The following is a 21,600-nucleotide window of genomic DNA, read 5'->3' as shown; positions in this document are numbered from 1 at the left end:
AACTCTCCTTCTATTCTTGTTCCACTTCATTAACAAATACTTCATGTAAACGCGAATAAACAGGCCCTTTATTGCCTAATAACTGCTTGCTCTCTAATTTAAGAATTGGAACAAGCTCTTGTACAGAGTTAGTAATAAAGCACTCTGAACTTTGCTCTACATCCTCTTTAGTAAAGAAGCCTTCTTTTACCTTAATCCCTAGAGATTGTGCTCGCTCCACTACCCACGCTCGGATAATACCAGGTAAAATACCCGCCTCTAAGGAAGGCGTATATAGTATATCATCTTTCACCCAAAAGATATTTGATGTTACACCTTCAGCAACAAAGCCATTTTCCGTTAAAAAGAAGCCTTCTTGTTGTGCCAGAGATGGCATCTCAAAACGCCCAAGAACGTTATTGCCATAATGGTGCGATTTCACTCGAAGCCCTTTTTCAGGCGTATTACGCGGTGTTACAAGCCATTGTGCGTTTTTTTCCATACCTCGAGGTGTATCATGTAATTCTTTGCGAAAAACAATAACATTCGGTTGTCTATATTCAGTAGGCTGTAAACCGATACTATGCTCTCCAGCTGAGACATTTATTCGGAAATATCCATCCTGCCCATCGGCTTGTTCATTTAATTGCTGAACAACCTTCAGTAAATCCTCTTCCGTATATGGCATATGAATACGATATTGAGAAAGCGCGGTTTGCAACCTCTCCATATGTGCTTCCCAGCAAAACACCTTTCCCTTATACGTTCGAAACGTTTCAAAAAAGCCTAACCCGTATAAAAATCCATGATCAAATGGTGAAATGCGCAAATCCTGCGCCGCTATGTAGTCTCCATTCATCCAGCACAGCATTTACTTCGCTCCCTCAACATACAAATCTATAAACTGGCGTAGAAGCTTTTTACCTTGCTCCGTCATAATCGATTCAGGATGATATTGCACTCCCTCAATTGGATAGTCTTTATGACGAACGCCCATAATTTCACCTTCTTCTGTCCATGCTGTCACTTCAAAACATGCCGGTAACGTTTCCTTTTCTACAATTAAGGAGTGGTAACGAGTAGCTGCAAATGGATTTGGCATCCCCTTATGCAAACCTATTTCAGCATGTAGTACCGGTGATGTTTTACCATGCATCAAACGTTCAGCTCGTATAACATTCCCCCCGAATACTTGAGCAATAGCTTGATGGCCAAGGCAAACGCCTAAAATCGGAATATTTCCCGCGAAATACTTAATAATGTTCAGGCTTTCACCCGCTTCATTCGGGCTACATGGCCCCGGAGAAATGACAATCATATCTGGTGCAAGCTGCTCAATATCTTTCACCGTTAATACATCGTTTCTTTTGACCACTAATTCATGTCCAAATTCCCCAAAATACTGTACTAAGTTATACGTAAAAGAATCGTAGTTATCAATCATTAAAATCATTTTGCTCGCTCCTCTGCCATTGCCTTTGCCTGCCACATCGCCTTCGCTTTATTTAAAGATTCTAGGTATTCTCTTTCTGGAACAGAATCAATAACAATTCCTGCGCCTGCCTGAATATGCGCTACTCCATCTTTAACAAATGCTGTACGAATAACAATATTAAATTCCATATCACCTGTGAAGCCTAGCCAGCCAATTGAACCCGTATATAACCCTCGTCTTACAGGTTCTAATTCTTCAATAATCTCCATCGTACGAATTTTAGGTGCACCTGTTATTGTTCCTCCTGGGAACATGGCACGGATAACGTCTGCATTGGTTTTCCCTTCAGCTATTTCTCCTCGTACATTAGAAACAATGTGCATCACGTGTGAATAACGTTCAATCACCATGAACTCATCTACTTCAACCGTCCCATATGTAGATACTCTCCCTAAATCATTGCGCTCTAAATCAACAAGCATTACATGTTCAGCGCGTTCCTTTTCGTTATCGATCAATTCTTGCGCTAAAGCTAAATCCTCAGCCTCGGATTTACCTCTTGGTCGTGTACCAGCGATTGGTCGAGTAGACAACTCCTTACCATGACGCTTCACCAAAAGCTCAGGTGAACCAGAAACGACAGTAAAATCCGGCGCTTCTATATAAGCCATGTAAGGTGAAGGATTAAATGCACGTAATGCTTCATATACATCCATTGCAGTTGCGTTTAATTTTTTTGATTGACGTACCGACAAATTCACTTGAAATACATCACCTTGCGCTATGTATGTTTGGATTTTACTTACTGCTTCCTCAAAGGCAGTCCCAGCAAAAGATACTAACAATTCACTTTCGTCATTTACTATTTCGACAGCATTTGTTTTTTCAAATTTACGTGTAAGCAGTCCTTCTTGTGCGGCCTCTTGCCACACATTAGCCCATTCTTCCAAATCCACACTACAGTCTGTTAGCTTCATAAGCGTTACTTTATTTGTTTTCACATCGTGTACTGCCCAGCAATCAAAAATATAAAAATAGATATCTGGTATATGTAAATCATCTACAGCAGTATTCTGTAACGCTTCAATTTTACGAGCGTAATCGTATGAAACAAACCCGATAGCACCACCTTGAAAAACAGGAAGCTCCGCATTATATGAAATGTGATAGTTCTTCACTAATTTCTCTAATAATGCAAGAGGTTCACCATTTAAATTTTCAGTCTCACCATTTCTCCAATTTACAAGTAAACCATTCTCGATTGATTGTGCTATAGCTAGCGGATTCCAAGCAGCTATTGTAAAATTTCCTCCGCGTCCACTTTCTAAAAATACATGTGCTTGTTCTGCTTCAGTTTGCTTCTTATAACTATAAAAAAACGAGTCTGCATCCATCGTTATTGTTTTCGTCAGCATTGTCTTCAAGTTGCTATTCCCCTTTAAGTCATATGATGTGATTCCATCTTAACTTGAATATTGCCTGGAAGCGAATATTTTTCAATAGCCACGTAAAATTTAATTAACGAATGTTTTTACATCAGATCGGTGATGAACAAATATGCTAAAACGCTCATTTACATCCGAAGCAACAGTACGCACTCCACCTCTTTTGCGAACGAAACACCTCGTAATCCATAACTTGAAAATAGAATAAGATTCTTTAACAAATAAAAAAGACTCCTCGTTAAAGGAGCCTTTACGTTCAAATAATTGGATTAGTCTTCAAATTGATATAAAGGTGTTGATAAGTAACGTTCCCCATTAGAAGGTACGATTGCAAGAACATTCGAGCCCTTACCTAAACGTTTTGCTGCTTCAATCGCAACATGAATAGCTGCACCTGATGAAATACCGCATAAGATACCTTCTTCACGTGCTACTTTACGAGCTACCTCGAAAGCAATTTCATTTTCAACTGGGAATACAGAAGAATACACATCTGTATCTAACACTTCAGGTACGAAGCCAGCTCCGATACCTTGAATTTTATGAGGACCTGGTTGACCGCCAGAAAGTACTGGTGAATCTTTTGGCTCAACAGCAATAATTTCAATCTCTGGATACTTCTCTTTTAGCACAGCACCCGCACCCGTAATTGTACCACCTGTACCAACACCAGCAACAAATGCATCTAATTTTAAACCTTCAAATGCTTCTACAATTTCCGGACCAGTTGTTAAACGGTGAACAACTGCATTAGCTGGGTTCGTGAATTGTTGTGGTAAGAAGTAGCCATGTTCAGCAGCTAATTCCTCCGCCTTAGAAATTGCACCTTTCATACCTGCCGGTCCAGGTGTTAACACAAGCTCTGCACCATATGCACGTAATAAGTTACGACGCTCTAGGCTCATTGTTTCCGGCATTACTAAAATCGCTTTATAGCCTTTAGCAGCAGCAATCATCGCTAGACCAATACCAGTGTTACCAGAAGTAGGTTCAATAATTGTACCACCAGACTTTAATGTACCGTCTTTTTCAGCCGCTTCAATCATCGCTAAAGCTAAACGATCTTTCACTGAGCTACCCGGGTTAAAATATTCTAATTTTACATAAACAGTACCTTCGTTTTCACCTGTTGCATGATTTAATTTAACAATTGGCGTTTTACCAACTAATTCAGCTACTGAGTTTGCTAATCTACTCATTTATCAATCCACTCCTAATCCCTACTAATTTTATAGGTTTTACTTATTTTTGATTTTATCAATTTTACCATTCGATTGTCAATAAATATAACTTATATTTTCAGAATATTTATTACTTCGCCTTGTTCGTAATAACGTCAAAAGTTATTGGCTTTGCGAATGAAGGGAAACAAAAATCTGCTCAATATCCCGAAGTGGCCATTACTCTGTTGACGCTAAACGTCTGCAGGGTTTCCCTGGCTCACTTTTCCCGCAGATATCTTGCAGATTTTTCAACTTCTTTCAGCAAATGTCTTTTGTACCGAAAGCGTAGCGACAGGTACAAATGTTTTTGTAACGTATCTGCAGGCCAAAGCACAAAGCCGATTCCGGACGCAATTATGCCGAGGCATAATTGCTACTCATTTCAGAGCAATCTGTTATTTACTTTTTTTTGCTTCTCCGTAATACCAAGTCGCATTGAATTCAGACCAGAATGATTCCGGTGTAACATGTTGTGGCAATTGCTCTAACGCAAGCTCACGTTCAATATGTTCTTTCACATCGTCATATGTAAAGGATTGTCCTTCTGTTATCTCTTGAACTTGTACAATTCCGTAATGACCGTTAGCGAGCTTAAATGCTTTACTAACCTCACCTGTTTTTAAAGCCTTCACTGCTTTTAAAATGGCAGGATCGACATTTTCCTGTTTTTCTGTGAGGAAACCAATATCTCCGCCTAAGCTAGCTGAAGCACTGTCTACTGAAACTTCACGTGCTAACACCGAAAAATCAGCGGGATCTTTTATTTCACTTAATGCTTCCTCAGCAGCTTTTTTTGAATTCACTTCTATAAAATTCGTACGATAGCTTGTTTTCGTATTGTACAGTGCCTGATTTTCCTCATAATATTTTTCAATACTACCTTCTTTTATAACCACATCTTTTGTCAGTACCTTATCTAATATAAGCTGTGAGCGAATTTTTTGTTGCAGTTGCTCTGACGAAAGGTTTTGCATTGCAGTATCAAATTTATCTTGGGCAGAACGCATTAAGGCTAACTCTAGATCAATCTCCTTATCCGTTACTTGTATTTTAAACTTTTTAGCTGCTTTTTCCATCACTGTTTCATTCACTAAATTTTGTAGCGTCTCTTTACCATAACGTTCTTCCATGGCTACCATCCACTCTTGACGTGTAATAATATCCCCGTCAACGGCAGCGACTTGCTCGTCGCTACCAATTTCCTTGTCTTTATTAGGAATTAACCAAGTTATAAACCATAAAATATTTCCTAATAATAAGATTGCAATAACTGTTAATGCAGGTTTTGTCTTCAGACGACGTTGCAATAAGGGCGTTTGGTTGGGTGTTGCAGCGGATAAAGGTCGTCGATTACGCGTTGAGCTCATCGATGAATCCTTCTAACTCTTCTTTTGAGAAGTGGTATGTTTCTAAACAGAAATGACATTGTGCTTCTGCTTCGCCATCCTCTTTAATCATTTCTCGAATTTCCTGTGTCCCTAACCCTAAAATCGCTGCACAAAATCGTTCTTTTGAACATTGACATTTGAATTCTACCGGCATGGAATCTAAAATTTGCAGATGACCGTTTCCTAATACAGCTTCTAATATTTGCTCCGGTGTAAAACCTTTTTCAATCATTTTTGAAACAGGCTCTATAGAAGCAAGATGCTGCTCAATTTCATCGATTGTTTCTTCTTCACAACCTGGCATTAATTGAAGGATAAACCCACCAGCTGCTAGAATTGTGTTATCAGGATTTACTAAAACCCCTAAGCCAACAGATGAAGGCACTTGCTCTGATGTAGCGAAATAGTAAGTAAAGTCCTCAGCAATTTCACCCGATACAATTGGCGTTTGTCCAGAGAACATGTCTCTCAAGCCAAGATCTTTTACGACTGTTAATGAGCCCTCTGTCCCAACACCCGCTCGAACATCAAGCTTACCGTGCTCGTTTAAATCGAAATGAACGTGGGGATTTGTTACAAAACCACGTACTTCACCGTGCGCGTTACTGTCAATTACCATTGGACCAATTGGACCGTTCCCCTCAATTTTAACAGTGATTTTTTCCTCACCTTTTAACATGGCACCCATCATCACCGCAGCAGTCATAGAACGACCAAGGGCTGCCGACACAACAGGCCATGTATTATGACGACGTTGTGCTTCTCCTACAGTTGTTGTTGTACAAGCCGCAAAAACACGAACCTGTCCGTTGAATCCTAAACCTCGTACTAAATAGTCTTTCATAAATGAAATGTCCCTCATTTCTTATTGATTGCGTTTATATAGCTTATATAAGCCTTTTAATGTTAAAAACGGATCGACTACATCAATAGCTTGCGTCTCACCAGCAATTAAATTTGCTAATCCTCCAGTAGCAATTACTAAAGGCTCTTCCTTACTTTGTGCTTTCATGCGATTAACAATTCCCTCAACTTGCCCCACGAAGCCATAAAAAATCCCGGCCTGCATCGCAGATACGGTTGTCTTTCCAACAATATGTGTAGAGCGCAATATTTCAATACGCGGCAATCTAGCTGCCTGTGTATAAAGCGCCTCCGTTGAAATCGAAATACCTGGAGCGATAGCACCGCCCATATAATCGCCCTTTTCGTTTAAGTAACAATATGTTGTGGCAGTACCAAAATCAACAATAATCAGTGGTGCTTTATAAACATCAAGAGCTGCAATAGCGTTCACTATGCGGTCTGAGCCAACTTCACGCGGGTTTTCATATTTAATATTCAATCCTGTTTTTACACCTGGTCCTACAACGAGCGGTTTTTTACGAAAATACTTTTGACACATCGTTTCTAACGAAAACATTATTGGTGGTACAACAGAGGATATAATAATGCCTGTAACTTGTTCAAATGAAATGCCTGCATGATTAAAGAAAGATAATACTTGCATTGCGTATTCATCTTCTGTTTTATGAAGGTCTGTCACCATACGCCAATGGAAGGCCAATTGATCGTTGTCATCATAGACACCTAATACGATATTCGAATTTCCTGCATCTAAAACTAAAATCATGGTTGATGCCTCCTATTTATTGCCCTTCATCGTAATTGTACCTGTCACTATACGATTGATACAACTAAAACAATGCATATTCATGCACAAAAAATCGAATTAAACACTTTAGAAAATGATACCACATTTTTATTCCTATGAAATAGCATACATTCTTACTCCCAAAAGGAGCTACCCTCATATTAGGTAGCTCCTTTCAATTAAATTTAATTCCTATCACCAAAACGTGGTGTTGATTTCCGTTCCGGCTGGGCGCTTTCCTGGGGGCGTCCGATGAGCCGCTTCAGGGTCTCATCTGTGACGCTGATCCCCAAGGAGTCGCCCAACCTCCACTTCAATCAACCAATCTACTTAGCGTGTATCTTCTGGCAAGGTACTCTATTTATAGTTATTAAAAAACTTCAACAAAATGTGTTTTTGTGCGAAAGCGTAGCGTTAGCAATAACAGGTCGACAATTACTTCCCTGTTATAGGTCGTAATATTATTCACTTTTGAAATGAATAATATTTTATAAAAGTTCTACGCTACCGCTGATTGGAGTGGAAGGCTACTCGACTCCCGTGGGAAAGCGAGACAGACGAGACCCTGCACGGAGCGTAAGCGAAGGAAGCGGCTCGACGCTCGCCCACAGGAAGCTTTGCTCTGTGCGAAAGCGAAGCGTCAGCAACAAAGCGAGTAGCCTGGAACGGAAATCAACTTCACTTTTTTAGTATGAAATTTATTTTGAAAGGAGCCACCCCCATATTAGGTAGCTCCTTTCACATTATTTAAAATTAAATTTTTCTGGGTCTGGTCCGCAACGTAGGCCATCATTTAGTGCATCTAACTGAGTCATTTCTTCCTCAGCTAATGCAAAGTCAAAGACCGTTAGATTTTCCGTCATACGTGCAGGAGTCATTGTTTTTGGAATAGTGACTACACCATGCTGCACATCATAACGTAACACAATCTGCGCTGGTGTTTTGCCATATTTAGAAGCTAACTGCTGAATCAATGATTCTTCCAATAAAGAACCATTCATTAATGGTGACCACGCTTCTGCCTGTATCCCCTTTTCCTTACAATAGGCACGTACCTCCTCTTGAGTTAAGTGCGGATGAAATTCAATTTGATTAATAACAGGCACAACCGATGTTTCCTTTAATAAATTTTCTAAATGATGAACATGGAAATTACTAACACCAATTGAGCGTACACGGCCATCCTGATAGATTTTTTCAAGCGCTTTATAAACATCAACATAATTTGTATCTATACCTGGCCAGTGAACTAAATATAAATCTAAATAATCTAATCCTAATTTCTCTAAACTACTATCATAAGCTGCAAGTGTTTCTTCATAGGAAAGCCCATCATTCCAAACCTTTGATGTTACGAATAGTTCTTCACGTGTTACTAAGCCCTCGTCAATTGCTGCACGAATTCCTCGTCCAACACTTTCTTCATTGCGATACACTTGGGCTGTATCAATGCTACGGTAACCTTTTGCAATAGCTGTTTTAACCGCCTCAGCCAAGTCATCCCCTTCAGGCACTCGAAAAACGCCATAGCCTATTAACGGCATCTCTAAACCATTATTCAATGTTACATTTCCCACGTTACAACACTCCTATCTATTTTGGTCCTAAAAAATTTAAGAACCTATATACGCAGCTGCGTACATTCTATCGTAATACCTATTACCGAAAAAAGGCAAAGAAAAAGACTGCTTACTAAAATCGTAAACAGTCTTTCTCACATTAATCACGCTTTTCATCGATACCTTTTGGTGTATTATTCGACTCTCTACCTTCTTTAGGTAAATCAGCTGTTGTTGGATCCGGCTCATTGCTAAGCAATTCTTTTTTAACAGCCTGTTCACCAACTACATCTAATATTGGTTGAGCTTCAGCTTTAGGAGCTTTTTCCACAACCGTTTCTACCTCAGGTTCCGGTAAGACACCGTGATCACGTAAATGCTCAATTTCTTGCGCATTTAATGTTTCTTTTTGCATTAATGTATTAGCAATTAAATCAAGTAAATGACGTTTTTCAGTTAAGATTCGTTTAGTACGCTCATATTGCGAATCGATAATTTTTTGCATTTCTTTATCAATTTCATAGGCGATTGAATCAGAGTAATTTTGATCTGAATTAAAGTCACGACCAAGGAATACATTCCCACCCTGACTTGAACCAAACTGCATTGCACCAAGATTTTCACTCATACCATATTCAGTGACCATGGCACGTGCAATACTTGTTACCTTTTGGAAGTCGTTATGTGCCCCAGTAGATACTTCGCCAAGTACGATTTCCTCTGCTACACGACCACCAAGTAGGCCAGCAATACGGTCTAATAGTTCTTGTTTTGTTGTGAAGAAACGTTCTTCCTTCGGTAACATAATCGCGTAACCTCCAGCTTGGCCACGAGGGACGATTGTTACTTTGTGTACTGTATCTGCTTCATCTAACTCTAAACCAACAACTACGTGCCCAGCTTCATGGAAGGCTACAAGTTTCTTCTCTTTCGCTGAGTAAACGCGGCTAGCTTTTGCCGGACCTGCAATTACTCGGTCAGATGCCTCATCGATATCTGCCATATTAATTGTACGTTTGCTTTTACGAGCCGCTACAAGTGCAGCCTCATTTAACAAGTTCTCTAAGTCAGCACCTGAGAAACCTGGTGTACGTTGTGCAACAGCTGCTAAATCTACTGTATCAGATAAAGGCTTGTTGCGCGCATGTACTTTTAGAATTGCTTCACGACCTTTTACATCAGGATGTCCTACTGTAATTTGACGGTCAAATCGACCAGGACGTAATAACGCTTTATCTAAAATATCTGGGCGGTTTGTTGCAGCGATAATAATAATACCTTCATTTGCCCCGAAACCATCCATTTCAACTAACAATTGGTTCAATGTTTGTTCACGCTCGTCATGGCCACCACCAAGACCTGCGCCACGTTGACGACCTACTGCATCAATCTCATCGATAAAGATGATACAAGGTGCATTTTTCTTGGCATTTTCAAATAAGTCACGAACACGTGATGCACCGACACCGACAAACATTTCTACGAAGTCAGAACCTGAAATCGAGAAGAATGGTACGCCTGCCTCACCTGCTACCGCTCGTGCAAGTAATGTTTTACCTGTACCTGGAGGACCTACAAGTAAGATACCCTTTGGAATTCGGGCACCAATTTCAGTAAATTTACGGTGATCCTTTAAGAAATCAACAACCTCTACAAGCTCTGCTTTCTCTTCATCAGCACCCGCTACATCTGTAAAACGAACTTTTTTCTTCTGGTCGTCATAAAGTTTGGCTTTACTTTTACCAAAGCTCATCACTTTATTACCGCCACCTTGAGATTGACTCATTAGGAAGAAGAATAAGAAAATGATAATGATGAAAGGAATGATCCCTGTAAAGAACTGAATCCATCCACTTGTTTCTGGCGCTGTTAAATATTTAATATTACTATTCTTATCCTTAGCAGCCTCATCGATACGGTTCAATAAAGATTGGTTATCACGAGGGATATTTGCTGTAAAGCTTTGACCCTTCTCATAACCCTTCATCGTACCCTCAACGATGTATACTGATTTATCAGGTTGAATTGTAGCACTTGTTATTTCTTTCTTATCTAGAGCATCTTGAAACTCAGAATAAGTTAACTCTTTCGTTGGCGCATTTCCACCATTGAAAGTACCAAATATACCGATAATCACTAAGAAAATCAGTAAATAGAATATGGTATATCGAAATATTCGATTCATCTCCAGCCTCCTCATTACAAACAGAAAAATTATAAGTAAAATCTTAACATATCATGATTTCATCATACAACGAAAAGCCCTACATAAAAAAAGTTTCGTCCGATTTTTGTCGAAATCGAAAAATATTTATGCATTTATCAAGTATGTTCCAGCGTAGTTGCATCTAACAATGTACCTAGATTTTTGAATTATGATCAATTATGCCTCTGCATAATTGTGTCCTGAATCGGCTTTGTGCTTAATTGCCACAGGACGTGGCGTTCTTAGCGGATGTTTGGACACCTGCTAAAAAGCAACTTAAACCTGCATTCATCTCACCACCTATAGAGGTGGGGGACGAAAGAAGTTAAAAAAATAAAAATCTATGACCTTCGCTGGAGGCACTTACTTTTCATAGTGGTATTCTTTCGTTAATTTCTTACTTGTTAGAAAGAATAAACTGCCGGCTTTAAAATGCCGATATACGGTAAATTACGGTATTTTTCTGCGTAGTCTAAACCATACCCTACAACAAAACCATCTGGCACTTCAAAACCAACATAATCAGCACCTAAGTCTACTTTACGACCTGATGGTTTATCTAACAATGTCACAATTTTGATGGATTTTGCTTTACGGTATTTAAATAAGTCTACTAAATAACTTAACGTTAAGCCGCTATCAATAATATCCTCGATGATTAATACGTCACGTCCCTCAACGCTTGTATTTAAATCCTTTAGAATTTTAACTTCCCCTGATGAAACTGTAGCATTTCCGTAGCTAGAAACATCCATAAAATCTAGCTCAATGAAAGAATCGAAACGTTTCATCAAGTCTGTCATAAAAGGCATTGCCCCTTTTAAAACACCAACTGCTAGCGGGAATGAATCTTTGTATTCCTCTGTCAATTGTGCCCCTAACTCAGCGATTCTTTCTTGTAATTGTTCTTCTGTAATCATAACTTTTTCGATGTCATTTTGTAACATAGCGATTCCTCCTCGTGTGTATAAAAAAATGTTCAACCATTTGGGGTGAAATTTTACAAAGACCTTAGTCTACGATGAGCACTGTATCATCGTTTGGTTGCGGAGAGGTTGAAAAAAACATTCCCATACGCACATCAATTACCGCTACGACCTCATCAGATTGAGAAATCAGTAACGGCCAGCTATTTCGCTCATTTAAAGGAATCTTTTCATCTATAAAAAGGCGAGATAAGCGTTTTGGCTGATCCATTCCTTTTAACAGTATTCTGTCCCCTTCCTTACGCGCTCTAACATAGAGTGGAAGTTTGAGTTTGCTAGCGTTAAAATAAAAAAGTTGTGCAGTATTCGTCAGCATTTCAGACGATAAATCAGGCAACTCGACTACGCATAAACGTTCACCATTCGTCAGTGTTGTCCACCCATTAGTAGTCGAAATAATCTTTTTCTCAGGAGAAGCTTCATCTTCTAATGGCTCTTTCTTCTGAATTGTTAATTTTCCGTAACGGCGAACTGCTATAAAATCTTCTGGCAAGTGAACTTCAGCATACCCTGCTGTCGTATCACAAAGCTTTGAAATTGAAGTCAATAAAGCATAACTTTGTATCGTATTTGAATCTTTGTAAAGATAGTTTAATAGTATTAAAATGAGCCTCCTTTGTAAAGCAAGTGGTACCAATTGAAGAGCCTTAATTTCCATGCTATATGTATTTCCATCTTTTCTTTTTACTGTTCTAGAAAATACATCCTCCGCTAATGTCATTAAATAGGCATCGTCTTCTTGCAATTGTTTTGTAAAATGAGTTACCTGCTCTGTTACTCTTGGGTTTTCTGCCTCCAACAAAGGCACCACATGATGTCTAAAACGATTGCGTACATAGGTATCCTTAGCATTGCTAGCGTCTTCCCGATAATCTAAACCTTGCTTAAGTAAATATTCCCTTATTTCTAACTTTGTAACCGTTAAAAACGGACGAATTAATGTTTTTCCTTCAAAAATACGTTGTGAACGTATACCTTGCATACCATTTATCGTTGCATTTTTTGTCAGGGCCATTAATACTGACTCCAGTTGGTCGTCCGCATGATGTGCAGTTACAAGCTTGCTAGCATTCGTTTTTTCCATGACCTCTTTAAAATATTGATACCTTTCTCTACGACAAATAAGCTGTGTATTTCCATTTTCTGAAGCCATAATCTCTGGTATTGGAATTGCCTTTGCATATAAATATACACCATACTCATCACAATACTTCTGGACAAAAGCTCTGTCCTCAGTAGACGCTTCACCTCTTAGCATATGATCAACATGTACGGCTCCTACTGTAATTCCCCACTGCTCTTTTGTTTTGACAAAATAATGGAGCAAAGCCATTGAATCCACTCCACCCGAAACGGCGATGAGAAGATGGTCGTCTTGCTGCAATAATTGCTCTTCTTCGATAAATTTTTTGACCTTTAATTCAAGTGACAAACGCTTCTCCTCCCCTTTTCGTTCTCTTTTATGATGAATTGCTCATAGAGTGTTGAACTGGCCTAAATACAGCCCACGTAGGTACAACATGTGTAACCTCTAGCATCAATACAGTGCAATCGTCTTCAATGGCATAGTAAGATTGGAAAGATTGCATAATCGTTGTTAGTTTTTCCTGGATGGTTTTAGTAGTTCCAGCTACTTGCTGCGCATACGCTAAAAATAGCTCTTCTTGCTCGTCCCAATCATCAACACTTGAAAATAATCCATCAGAGTGCATCAAAATTACATCGCCAGCTTTAAGCTTTCTTTTTTCAGCCTCGACTGCTGAAATGGATAAAAAACCTACAGGCGCTGCATTACTTTCAACCTTCAGCACCTCTTTCCCACGTAAAATATACGTAGACATTCCCCCTGCCTTCCACGACCATAAATCACCTTGTTGTAAATCGACAAGTGCAAAATCAAGCGTTGCATACATATCATTTTGTTGCTTTAAGGACATGACATAATGCAACGTATGCATCGCAGTCTCTGGGTTCATATTGTAATTTAAACATTCTCGCATTAAGTGTATTAACTTTCTACTCTCATGCTGTGCTTCTTTACTCTGACCCATACCATCTGACAATAAAATTGCAAATAGTCCTGGATGTAATTGAAATAATGCATGGGAATCACCGGAATATAACGTCGCATCTTTAGACATGCTATATATATCATACTCTACTTCAAAGCTAATAGCTGATCTAAAGCTTACTTGAATGTGACGAAATGGTATATCGCTTGCTACTACTTTTTCAATTTCAAATGGTTCTTCAAAAATATCATATAAAATCGGCAATATCATCCGTTCAGCTACTGTTGTGTCTTCCTCCCAATCGACTCGTGCTGGTGCTAAAGCACAGACTATTTTTCGTGCCCCAGGTTTATTACTAAGCACATCTAGTTGAAAACATTCAATATTAGCATCTTTTAATCGTTGAGTAATGTCCTTCTCCACACTAACGAATGAAATAGTCTCTTCTTTCATCTCCGCTATTAACTGATTTAGATGATTGCTCATATCACGTAGCTGAAGCGCTATCATTTTCTTACCATGGAAATACTGACCATTAATGCGCTCTCTGTACAGCTCCGTTTCCAATTCCTCGAAAATTTTCGTTGATTTCACACATTTATAGCGTATTTGTTCTTCGACACGATGAATACCAGAATCCTTCCCAACACCTTTCATATGAAACCAGTCTGTCATGAGCTTGTCCATTCCGTTATTTTGCGCTCCCCAACAGCGATCATAGCGGAAACAGCTCAAGCATGTATTCATCGGTGACACTTCCTTCGCCTCTTCTATCGGGGCCGTCATAAAACGCTCAAACACAAGCTCCTTCATAAACTGTACAAAATGCTGAAAATGCTCTAATTTAAACGTAACATGCTCCGTTAACCAATTTTGACGAGCGAGTAAGACCTCCTCACGCTGTGGAAACAGCTTGTCCCGCACCTTTTCAGAATATTTACTTGGGATTGTTATAAAAACGATACTACCAACAACAATCGATGTAAAATACACGCTATCTAACGGCAATGTTGCATCGTAAAATAAAAAAAACACACTTGGCAAAATACTGCCAATTGCTACACCGAATCGTCCAACACGAGCCCCCATCCCGGCACACAATCCTGTTAAGGTGGCTACAGACAGCATACCCGTAAATGAAAGTTTTGCAACACCAATGAGAGTCCCGAGTACGGCTCCGATAACCGTCGCTAATGGTACACTTCCTACTAACGCACCGAAGCAAATGAATAGTTGTAATAAAAAAATGGGGAGTGAAAAATAGCTAATGACAATCGCTTGCATACCTGTAAGCATAGCAGCAAATACAACTAATCCAGAGCCTAGCTTCTCATAAGTCCAATGACTCGTAAACCATTCATGAGAATTGACAAACAACACTTGCATAAACAGCGTCATAATAAGAGCTAAAGCCGCTTCACAGCCTACATAAAATTGCACAAGCACCGGAGGTAAACCTTGATACATAACTCCCTGCCACATTATCTGTACAAGTAGTACCGCTAAAGATACCGCTATACTTTGTGGTATCTGCCAATAACGGAAGCGCATAACACATTCATACAAGACGATCTGCAATGCTAAAATGAAGACTTGTCCAAAGCCAAGGAAAAAACATCCTATCAAACCACCGAACAAAACATATTTGGCATATTCTTTATATTTCGTTCGAATAATTGCCCAAAAAGGAACTGAGAAAGGTACGGCCGCTTCAAACACCACAGACTGAGCTAAAAAGAAGGATGTTAAAAAAAATAAAGAGCCTATTAACAATTGCCTTTTTTTCACTCCTAATTTCTGTTCGTCTACATTTGCCGTGTTATACCATTCAATACTCGTCATTTCACTATCCCCTTTCTGCCTTTTGGAGCTATTATAAGAAATTATGTATGGAAAGATTGTCTGACGGTGACAGAAAAAAATATAAACATTTCGACGAATACATATGCATAAATACGAGAAATGGCAACAATTTCTACAAAAACGATTTGCTGCACAACATTATAAACATCTCTTTCTGTATAATTTGTTTAAAAATTACGAAAATTACACAACCCAGTCCCACCGTTGTTACATAAAAAACTTTACATTTTTTTGCCATGAGAGGTCTAGTGCATGTTGGCCCCCTTCTTTTTCATTGATCGATGCTCCCAATTTCATTAAAATACTATAGTCAACAAGTACACCGATACTTTTCTACTTAAGAACAAAAAGTTTGATAAATTCCCAATCAAAAGGCTCATCACCAAAAGTTGTGGATGACATTTGATTAATTATGCCTCGGTATAATTGCGTACGGAGGCTCTAACTTCATTCAGCAATGTCTTTTGTAACGAAAGAGAAGCGTCAGCTACAGAAGACTCCTACATTTGTAGGTGGTGAGATAAATAAAGGTGTGGTTCCATTTCAGTGGAGTCCAAACACCTTTGATAAGAGTTGATCGGAGTGGAGACTAGGCGACTCCTTGGAGATTAGCAATAGAGGAACGAAGGCTAAAAGCATCACATCCTGTGATAACGCCTTCGTGACCAACATCGGTGCTGTTGCTGTCGCTTCGTTGCACTACGCTTTCGCACAGAATGAAACCCTTTTGCTGTCGCTTCGTTAGCACTACGCTTTCGCGCAAAAGACATCTGTTGGCCCGAGACCCTGCAGCGAAGCGGATGTTATCTGCGCGAAAGCGAAGCTTCAGCGGCAAATGTTTTATCTGTGCGAAAGCGAAGCGTCAGCAACAAAGCGCCTAGTCGGAACGGAAATCAACCACACTTTATGGTGATGAGCTATCAAATACTCTTTCTTTTTGTTAGCAAATCTTTAAATAATTAATAAAACCATATATTTTTATTAATTTTTTTAAAAAAACTACTTGACGTTAGTTACAAAGGCATGTATTATATAACTTGTTGCTTAAGGCAAAACGCGGAAGTAGTTCAGTGGTAGAACACCACCTTGCCAAGGTGGGGGTCGCGAGTTCGAACCTCGTCTTCCGCTCCATAATCTTTAATGGCGGCCTAGCTCAGCTGGCTAGAGCGTACGGTTCATACCCGTAAGGTCGGGGGTTCGATCCCCTCGGCCGCCACCATAGTAGGCCCCTTGGTCAAGTGGTTAAGACACCGCCCTTTCACGGCGGTAACACGGGTTCGAATCCCGTAGGGGTCATATCAAATAGGCGTCTCAGAACGATTTCTGAGACGCCTATTTTTTTTTGCAGATTAAAGTTGAATACTAGAAATATCGAATTTATTTATTTTTTTACTACCTGATGCCCCGGTGTAATCAGTTTAGGAACGCCTGCGCCAATGGTTTCACGAGCAGTTTCCCTTTGTTATTGCCACTGTTGTTGTTACTGTTGCTGTTGCTTTCGCACAGACAAAACCCTATTGTTACTGTCGCTTCGCTTTCGCACATAAAAAATACTCGTTGCTCCTAACGCCCCTTCGGAAAGACCCCAGCTGAAACGGAAATCAACCCAAGTTATGGTGATGAACATAAAAATATGGCATACTAATAATGAAAAAAGCGTGTAAACTAGGAGGTTTATTTCCTTTGGGTTCATTAACTAAAGCTGCTTTAATTTGCGGAAGTGGCTCTATGATTATTCTCGTATCTATTCTTATTAATTTACCATTTGCCGTACAAATATTTTTACTCCTCACCGGACTAGCGGTTAGTGTTTACGGTGTGTTTTTACTTGTCAAAATGGTTGTTAAGCCAGCCGAAAAACCTTTAGAAACACTAACAGAACAAACACCCGCGCAAGCTCCTAAAAAGAAGAAAAGACCGACATCCACGTTGTAGGACGACACATAGATCCTACTAGAAGGGTTATTATGACTTATAGCCAGATGAGATGTATGCAAAGATTATTAAAAAAAGGGATTAGCTTTTTAATAAAGCTAATCCCAAATCTATTTAATACACTTTTTCTACGATTAAAACAGTCAGCAAACTACCCTCTTCTAGCTCCACGACCACCGCGTTTTGATTCTGTAGCACGTTTAAGTGTTGCTAGGCGTTCATCACTATCTTTTAAGAAACGTGCCATTTTTTGCTCAAAATTCTCTTTTGGCTGATGACGATCGTTGCGATCATTAGATCGATTATCGCGACGTGGACGTGCCGGACGCTCTGGACGCTCTGGTCTCTCTGGTCTCTCTGCTTGAGGCTTTGCTTTACGGATTGAAAGACCGATCTTTCCGTCCGCTTCAACATTCATCACTTTTACTTCAACTTCATCTCCAACTTTTAGATGCTCATTGATATCTTTTACATAATTGTCAGCAACTTCACTGATGTGTACTAAGCCTGTTTTGCCGTCTGGCAGCTCAACGAATGCTCCAAAATTTGTGATTCCTGTTACTTTACCTTGTACCTTGCTGCCTACTTCAATTGACATAAAAAAAATGCTCCTCCTTAAAAATTAAGCGACTCATTTGAGTCATGTAATCAATTTAATCAAACTTTTTACTACAATAAGTTTCTCTTTTCATTATATATAACAATAAAAGAGTGTCAACAATACATAGCTTTTCAGTCTTCTTTTTTACCTTTCTTTTCTGATTTGCTGTCTTTTTTATCTTTTTCCTCCGGTATATCGCCTTTTTTACCTTTTTCGTCCGGAATAATGAAAATTATTTCACCTTTTTCGGATAAAAAATAATCTTTACGTAATAACTTCGCGATATACTCATCATCCTCTAACTGTTTAATTTTAAGATTTAACGAATCTCGCTCATCTTTCAATTCAGAAAGATGCTCCTTCGCTTCAACCTTTTTTTGCTCTTTTGCAGCTAGAGTTTCATTTTGATTCGAAAGTATATTTAAGAGAAAGGCAATAATAACGACTGGCACAATCGCAAAAAAGGCAATACGGCGCATTTTCCGTTTTCGCGCTTGAATTTTACGATTTATAGCTTTATCCGTGTTACGGACATAGTCATTATCAAGTTTAGTATAGTTTTGTTGGTCATCATTTGATGAACGACGTAAAGTCATGCCCGCACCTCCGAAAATTATTGTTGTCTTTTATTATACTTGATAAATCGAACTTTTTTAAAAAAAGTGTTGGACAAATACGAATAAATTTTGACAAAAGGTCTTAAAACAAACGCACCAATACTTATTAAGAATTTAAAAATTTGTCGAATAATAGCACTTATTAACCGTATGATGAACCACAGGGGTCTCCATGTTATATTCACCAAAACCCTCGCGACGAAACGTAAAAAAGTTTGAAAAAACGTTTGATACAAAAAAATTCCGGCTATTTGCGCTAGCGGGTCATAAGCCCGCCAAGCGCCATCTTTTAGCCAAAATAATAAATAGTATGTCATGCCTCCAAGTAGAATCCAGGTAAGTAGTTCAAATACCATCATCCATCTTCGAAGGCTTGACCTTTTTGGAGTTGAAAAAACAATGAGCCTTACACTATCAATAATGAACCCGACTGCTATACCGCTCAAAACCATGACTAATAGCTGAACAAATTGTTCACTAACAATCATCCAAACAATTTATGAAGGAAACCTTTCGAGAAGCCACTTTCCTCCTCGTCATACTGCAAGGTTTTTACAGTTCCTTCAAGCGTCAATAACCCTTTGTCAACATCTAAATGAACGATATGCAGTTCTTCTCCACGGATTAACAAATGCCCTTGGGACGTCTTGATGAAAAATTCTTCCTGATCAAAGCGTTCAATTGATTTTACAGAAGTCATGTCCATTCTTTTACGATTACGAATCGTTAAAATATGCTCTCCAGATGGAATTGTGTAACGGTTACTTTCTTGATGTAGCGTCATTTTTTTCCTCCTTTAGTCGTCCTAGCTTCTGTTCACTTTATGCGGACAACCTTAAAAGCATGACAACTTTATTAAAGTTGTTACACTTTTATCCCCCATTTACGGAAAAAGCCATGGACAACTTCAGAAGACTCCTACACTATTATTAATTAGTCCTCATCATCAATAAATTCAGGTTCAATTTTTTCAAGGCGCTCTTCCTTCAAAATAGTAAACATTTTTGCGGCATCTTCTTTTTTCACAGTATCACGTAATTCCTCTACACGCGCTGTCACAATTTTTTGTCCAAAACGAATAGCTAGCTCATCGCCAACTTTAACAGCACTACTAGCTTTCGCGACCTTACCATTGATCGTAATACGACCTTGGTCTGCTACTTCCTTCGCTAATGTACGACGTTTAATTAAACGTGATACTTTTAAAAATTTATCTAATCGCATATTTTTACTCCTTTTCTAGCTGCTTTGCTTCATTCCAGAAAGCATCTAATTGTTCTAATGTATAATCAGAAAATGGCTTTCCACTTTCCTTTACCTTTGCTTCCACATAACCAAAGCGTTTCGCAAACTTCTCATTCGCATGTAACATAGCCTCTTCTGGAGATAGCTTGTAGAAACGCGCTAAATTCACAAGTGTGAACAAGACATCTCCAAATTCATCGAGACGTGACGCATTTGTACCTTTCGTCACCTCATTACGAAATTCCTGCCACTCCTCTGCAAACTTGTCCCATGCGCCATCTACATCAGGCCAATCAAATCCTACCTTCGCAGCTCTTTTTTGATAATTATATGCTGTTTGTAGAGCAGATGACGCCCGGTATTCCTCTTTTAATAGTGGCTTTTCACTTATACCCTTTTCTTCCGCTTTTATAACTTCCCAGTTAGCTACAACACCCTCTACATCTTCCACCGATACATCTCCAAATACATGAGGGTGTCGACGAATCATTTTTTCACTTATTGAAGCTAATACATCTTCCAACGTAAAGTAACCTTGATCTTCTCCGATTTGTGCATGAAGGAACACTTGTAACAGTACATCTCCAAGCTCCTCGATCATCGCAAAGTCATCCTCTGCATCTACCGCTGCCAAATATTCGTGTGCTTCTTCTAGTAAATATTTTTTCAGTGACTCATGTGTTTGCTTTTGATCCCATGGACAGCCATCTGGACCTCGTAATACAGCAATAATTTGACGGAAAGTTGTCCAGTCTCGTAAAGCGTCCTCTTGTGATTTTACAGGTGGCACATATACCGTTGTTAAATTGTCCACCTCAACGCTTTGGTCGAGTTCATAAAGTGGTACCTTCACTAATTTTTCCTGTGACGAGCCAGCTGCTGTAACGACTGTAACAGGGTATTCGTCATCGTATTTCTCCATTAACGTTAGCTTTACTTCTGATGCACTAAATGTATCATATACTTGGGCTATTAAAATATGTTGACGCATGTTAATGTCATGCATAGAAAAGCTAGTGCCATCCAGCAGTTGGAAACCCTCAATTGGGTCGATTTTTAACGCACCAAATATTGGATCTAAGAAGCTTTGCCCACCTTCAATGACTAGTTTTACTTTTCCCTCATCCGCAGCGGCAATAAGCAATTGTACAGTCTGCTCTGCGACAAGTGGATGCCCCGGTACAGCGTACATGACATCTTCATTTGCTGTTGCAGCCACAAGCTTTTCTGCAATTTCCTCATACACAGGCTGGAACGAATTATGTTTTTCATAGACTGCATCAAAGCTTTCAAATTGTAAGCCCTCAGCTGATAATTCTTCTAATACAGGATGGTCCACTGTACGAACATATAATTTTCTTGCCGCTTTTAGTTTCTTATAGACACCCATTTGCAGCTGATTAAAATCACCCGCACCTAGACCAATAACTGTTAAAGTATTCAATCAATCCA

General features: G+C 39.2%; 19 protein-coding genes and 3 tRNA genes. 4 read left to right on the top strand and 18 right to left on the bottom strand.

Annotated features, from left to right (window positions below; genetic code table 11):
- Positions 1-10: 10 nt before the first annotated feature.
- The 12 genes from pabC to ABH966_RS21310 all read right to left on the bottom strand — a co-directional run bounded on the left by pabC (position 11) and on the right by ABH966_RS21310 (position 15,729).
- On the bottom strand, positions 11-850 hold the full coding sequence (pabC, locus tag ABH966_RS21365) for an aminodeoxychorismate lyase (protein ID WP_370081932.1): 840 nt from the start codon (positions 848-850) through the stop codon (positions 11-13).
- Positions 851-1,432: an aminodeoxychorismate/anthranilate synthase component II gene (gene pabA, locus ABH966_RS21360; RefSeq protein WP_370081930.1), complete on the bottom strand. Its 582-nt coding sequence runs from the start codon at positions 1,430-1,432 to the stop codon at positions 851-853. It lies immediately after the preceding gene.
- Positions 1,429-2,838, bottom strand: coding sequence for an anthranilate synthase component I family protein (locus tag ABH966_RS21355; protein ID WP_370081928.1), 1,410 nt, complete (start codon positions 2,836-2,838; stop codon positions 1,429-1,431). The genes pabA and ABH966_RS21355 overlap by 4 nt, the downstream gene beginning before the upstream one ends.
- Positions 2,839-3,128: 290 nt before the next feature.
- The gene (cysK, locus tag ABH966_RS21350) at positions 3,129-4,058 is read right to left on the bottom strand and encodes a cysteine synthase A (RefSeq protein ID WP_370081926.1); all 930 of its coding nucleotides are present in this window, start codon (positions 4,056-4,058) and stop codon (positions 3,129-3,131) included.
- 419 nt (positions 4,059-4,477) lie between these two features.
- Positions 4,478-5,449: a peptidyl-prolyl cis-trans isomerase gene (locus ABH966_RS21345; RefSeq protein ID WP_370081924.1), complete on the bottom strand. Its 972-nt coding sequence runs from the start codon at positions 5,447-5,449 to the stop codon at positions 4,478-4,480.
- Positions 5,433-6,314 (bottom strand): Hsp33 family molecular chaperone HslO, encoded by an 882-nt coding sequence (gene hslO / locus ABH966_RS21340; RefSeq protein WP_370081922.1) that lies wholly within the window; start codon positions 6,312-6,314, stop codon positions 5,433-5,435. The genes ABH966_RS21345 and hslO overlap by 17 nt, the downstream gene beginning before the upstream one ends.
- Before the next feature lie 21 nt (positions 6,315-6,335).
- Positions 6,336-7,103, bottom strand: coding sequence for a type III pantothenate kinase (locus ABH966_RS21335; protein WP_142510501.1), 768 nt, complete (start codon positions 7,101-7,103; stop codon positions 6,336-6,338).
- 764 nt (positions 7,104-7,867) lie between these two features.
- Positions 7,868-8,701: an aldo/keto reductase gene (locus ABH966_RS21330; protein WP_370081920.1), complete on the bottom strand. Its 834-nt coding sequence runs from the start codon at positions 8,699-8,701 to the stop codon at positions 7,868-7,870.
- A gap of 142 nt (positions 8,702-8,843) precedes the next feature.
- Positions 8,844-10,868, bottom strand: coding sequence for an ATP-dependent zinc metalloprotease FtsH (gene ftsH, locus ABH966_RS21325; RefSeq protein WP_370081918.1), 2,025 nt, complete (start codon positions 10,866-10,868; stop codon positions 8,844-8,846).
- A gap of 425 nt (positions 10,869-11,293) precedes the next feature.
- A complete protein-coding gene (hpt, locus tag ABH966_RS21320; protein ID WP_132364364.1) occupies positions 11,294-11,836 on the bottom strand; it encodes a hypoxanthine phosphoribosyltransferase in 543 nt (180 codons plus the stop codon).
- A 64-nt stretch (positions 11,837-11,900) separates the two neighbouring features.
- Complete coding sequence (gene tilS, locus ABH966_RS21315) at positions 11,901-13,307, bottom strand: tRNA lysidine(34) synthetase TilS (RefSeq protein WP_370081916.1); 1,407 nt, start codon at positions 13,305-13,307, stop codon at positions 11,901-11,903.
- A 28-nt stretch (positions 13,308-13,335) separates the two neighbouring features.
- Complete coding sequence (locus ABH966_RS21310; RefSeq protein WP_370081914.1) at positions 13,336-15,729, bottom strand: SpoIIE family protein phosphatase; 2,394 nt, start codon at positions 15,727-15,729, stop codon at positions 13,336-13,338.
- Between the two features lie 1,077 nt (positions 15,730-16,806).
- Here ABH966_RS21310 and ABH966_RS21305 point away from each other — a divergent pair.
- From ABH966_RS21305 to ABH966_RS21290, 4 genes are all read left to right on the top strand, one after another.
- Positions 16,807-16,881, top strand: a tRNA-Gly gene (locus ABH966_RS21305).
- 11 nt (positions 16,882-16,892) lie between these two features.
- Positions 16,893-16,969, top strand: a tRNA-Met gene (locus tag ABH966_RS21300).
- Positions 16,970-16,974: 5 nt separating this feature from the next.
- Positions 16,975-17,046 (top strand) — tRNA-Glu (locus ABH966_RS21295).
- Positions 17,047-17,433: 387 nt separating this feature from the next.
- Positions 17,434-17,685 (top strand): hypothetical protein, encoded by a 252-nt coding sequence (locus ABH966_RS21290; RefSeq protein WP_370081912.1) that lies wholly within the window; start codon positions 17,434-17,436, stop codon positions 17,683-17,685.
- A 151-nt stretch (positions 17,686-17,836) separates the two neighbouring features.
- On the opposite strand, the gene ABH966_RS21285 is transcribed toward ABH966_RS21290, so the two are convergent.
- The 6 genes from ABH966_RS21285 to yabN all read right to left on the bottom strand — a co-directional run bounded on the left by ABH966_RS21285 (position 17,837) and on the right by yabN (position 21,592).
- On the bottom strand, positions 17,837-18,283 hold the full coding sequence (locus tag ABH966_RS21285; RefSeq protein WP_054612548.1) for a S1 domain-containing RNA-binding protein: 447 nt from the start codon (positions 18,281-18,283) through the stop codon (positions 17,837-17,839).
- Between the two features lie 134 nt (positions 18,284-18,417).
- Positions 18,418-18,882: an FtsB family cell division protein gene (locus ABH966_RS21280; RefSeq protein ID WP_370081910.1), complete on the bottom strand. Its 465-nt coding sequence runs from the start codon at positions 18,880-18,882 to the stop codon at positions 18,418-18,420.
- A gap of 17 nt (positions 18,883-18,899) precedes the next feature.
- Positions 18,900-19,391 (bottom strand): spore cortex biosynthesis protein YabQ, encoded by a 492-nt coding sequence (yabQ, locus tag ABH966_RS21275; RefSeq protein ID WP_370081908.1) that lies wholly within the window; start codon positions 19,389-19,391, stop codon positions 18,900-18,902.
- Positions 19,388-19,687 carry a sporulation protein YabP gene (gene yabP, locus ABH966_RS21270; RefSeq protein WP_004229167.1) on the bottom strand — a complete coding sequence of 100 codons (300 nt, stop codon included), beginning with the start codon at positions 19,685-19,687 and terminating at the stop codon, positions 19,388-19,390. Before yabP ends, yabQ begins: the two co-directional genes overlap by 4 nt.
- Positions 19,688-19,836: 149 nt before the next feature.
- Complete coding sequence (locus ABH966_RS21265; RefSeq protein ID WP_370081906.1) at positions 19,837-20,127, bottom strand: RNA-binding S4 domain-containing protein; 291 nt, start codon at positions 20,125-20,127, stop codon at positions 19,837-19,839.
- Between the two features lie 4 nt (positions 20,128-20,131).
- Entirely contained in the window at positions 20,132-21,592 is a 1,461-nt protein-coding gene (gene yabN / locus ABH966_RS21260; protein WP_370081904.1) for a bifunctional methyltransferase/pyrophosphohydrolase YabN, read from the bottom strand.
- Positions 21,593-21,600: the final 8 nt, after the last annotated feature.

This window comes from Lysinibacillus sp. RC46 (assembly GCF_041262385.1).
Classification (GTDB): domain Bacteria; phylum Bacillota; class Bacilli; order Bacillales_A; family Planococcaceae; genus Lysinibacillus.
The sequence above is the reverse complement of the archived record's forward strand: the minus strand, read 5'-3'. Positions and strand labels throughout refer to the sequence as shown.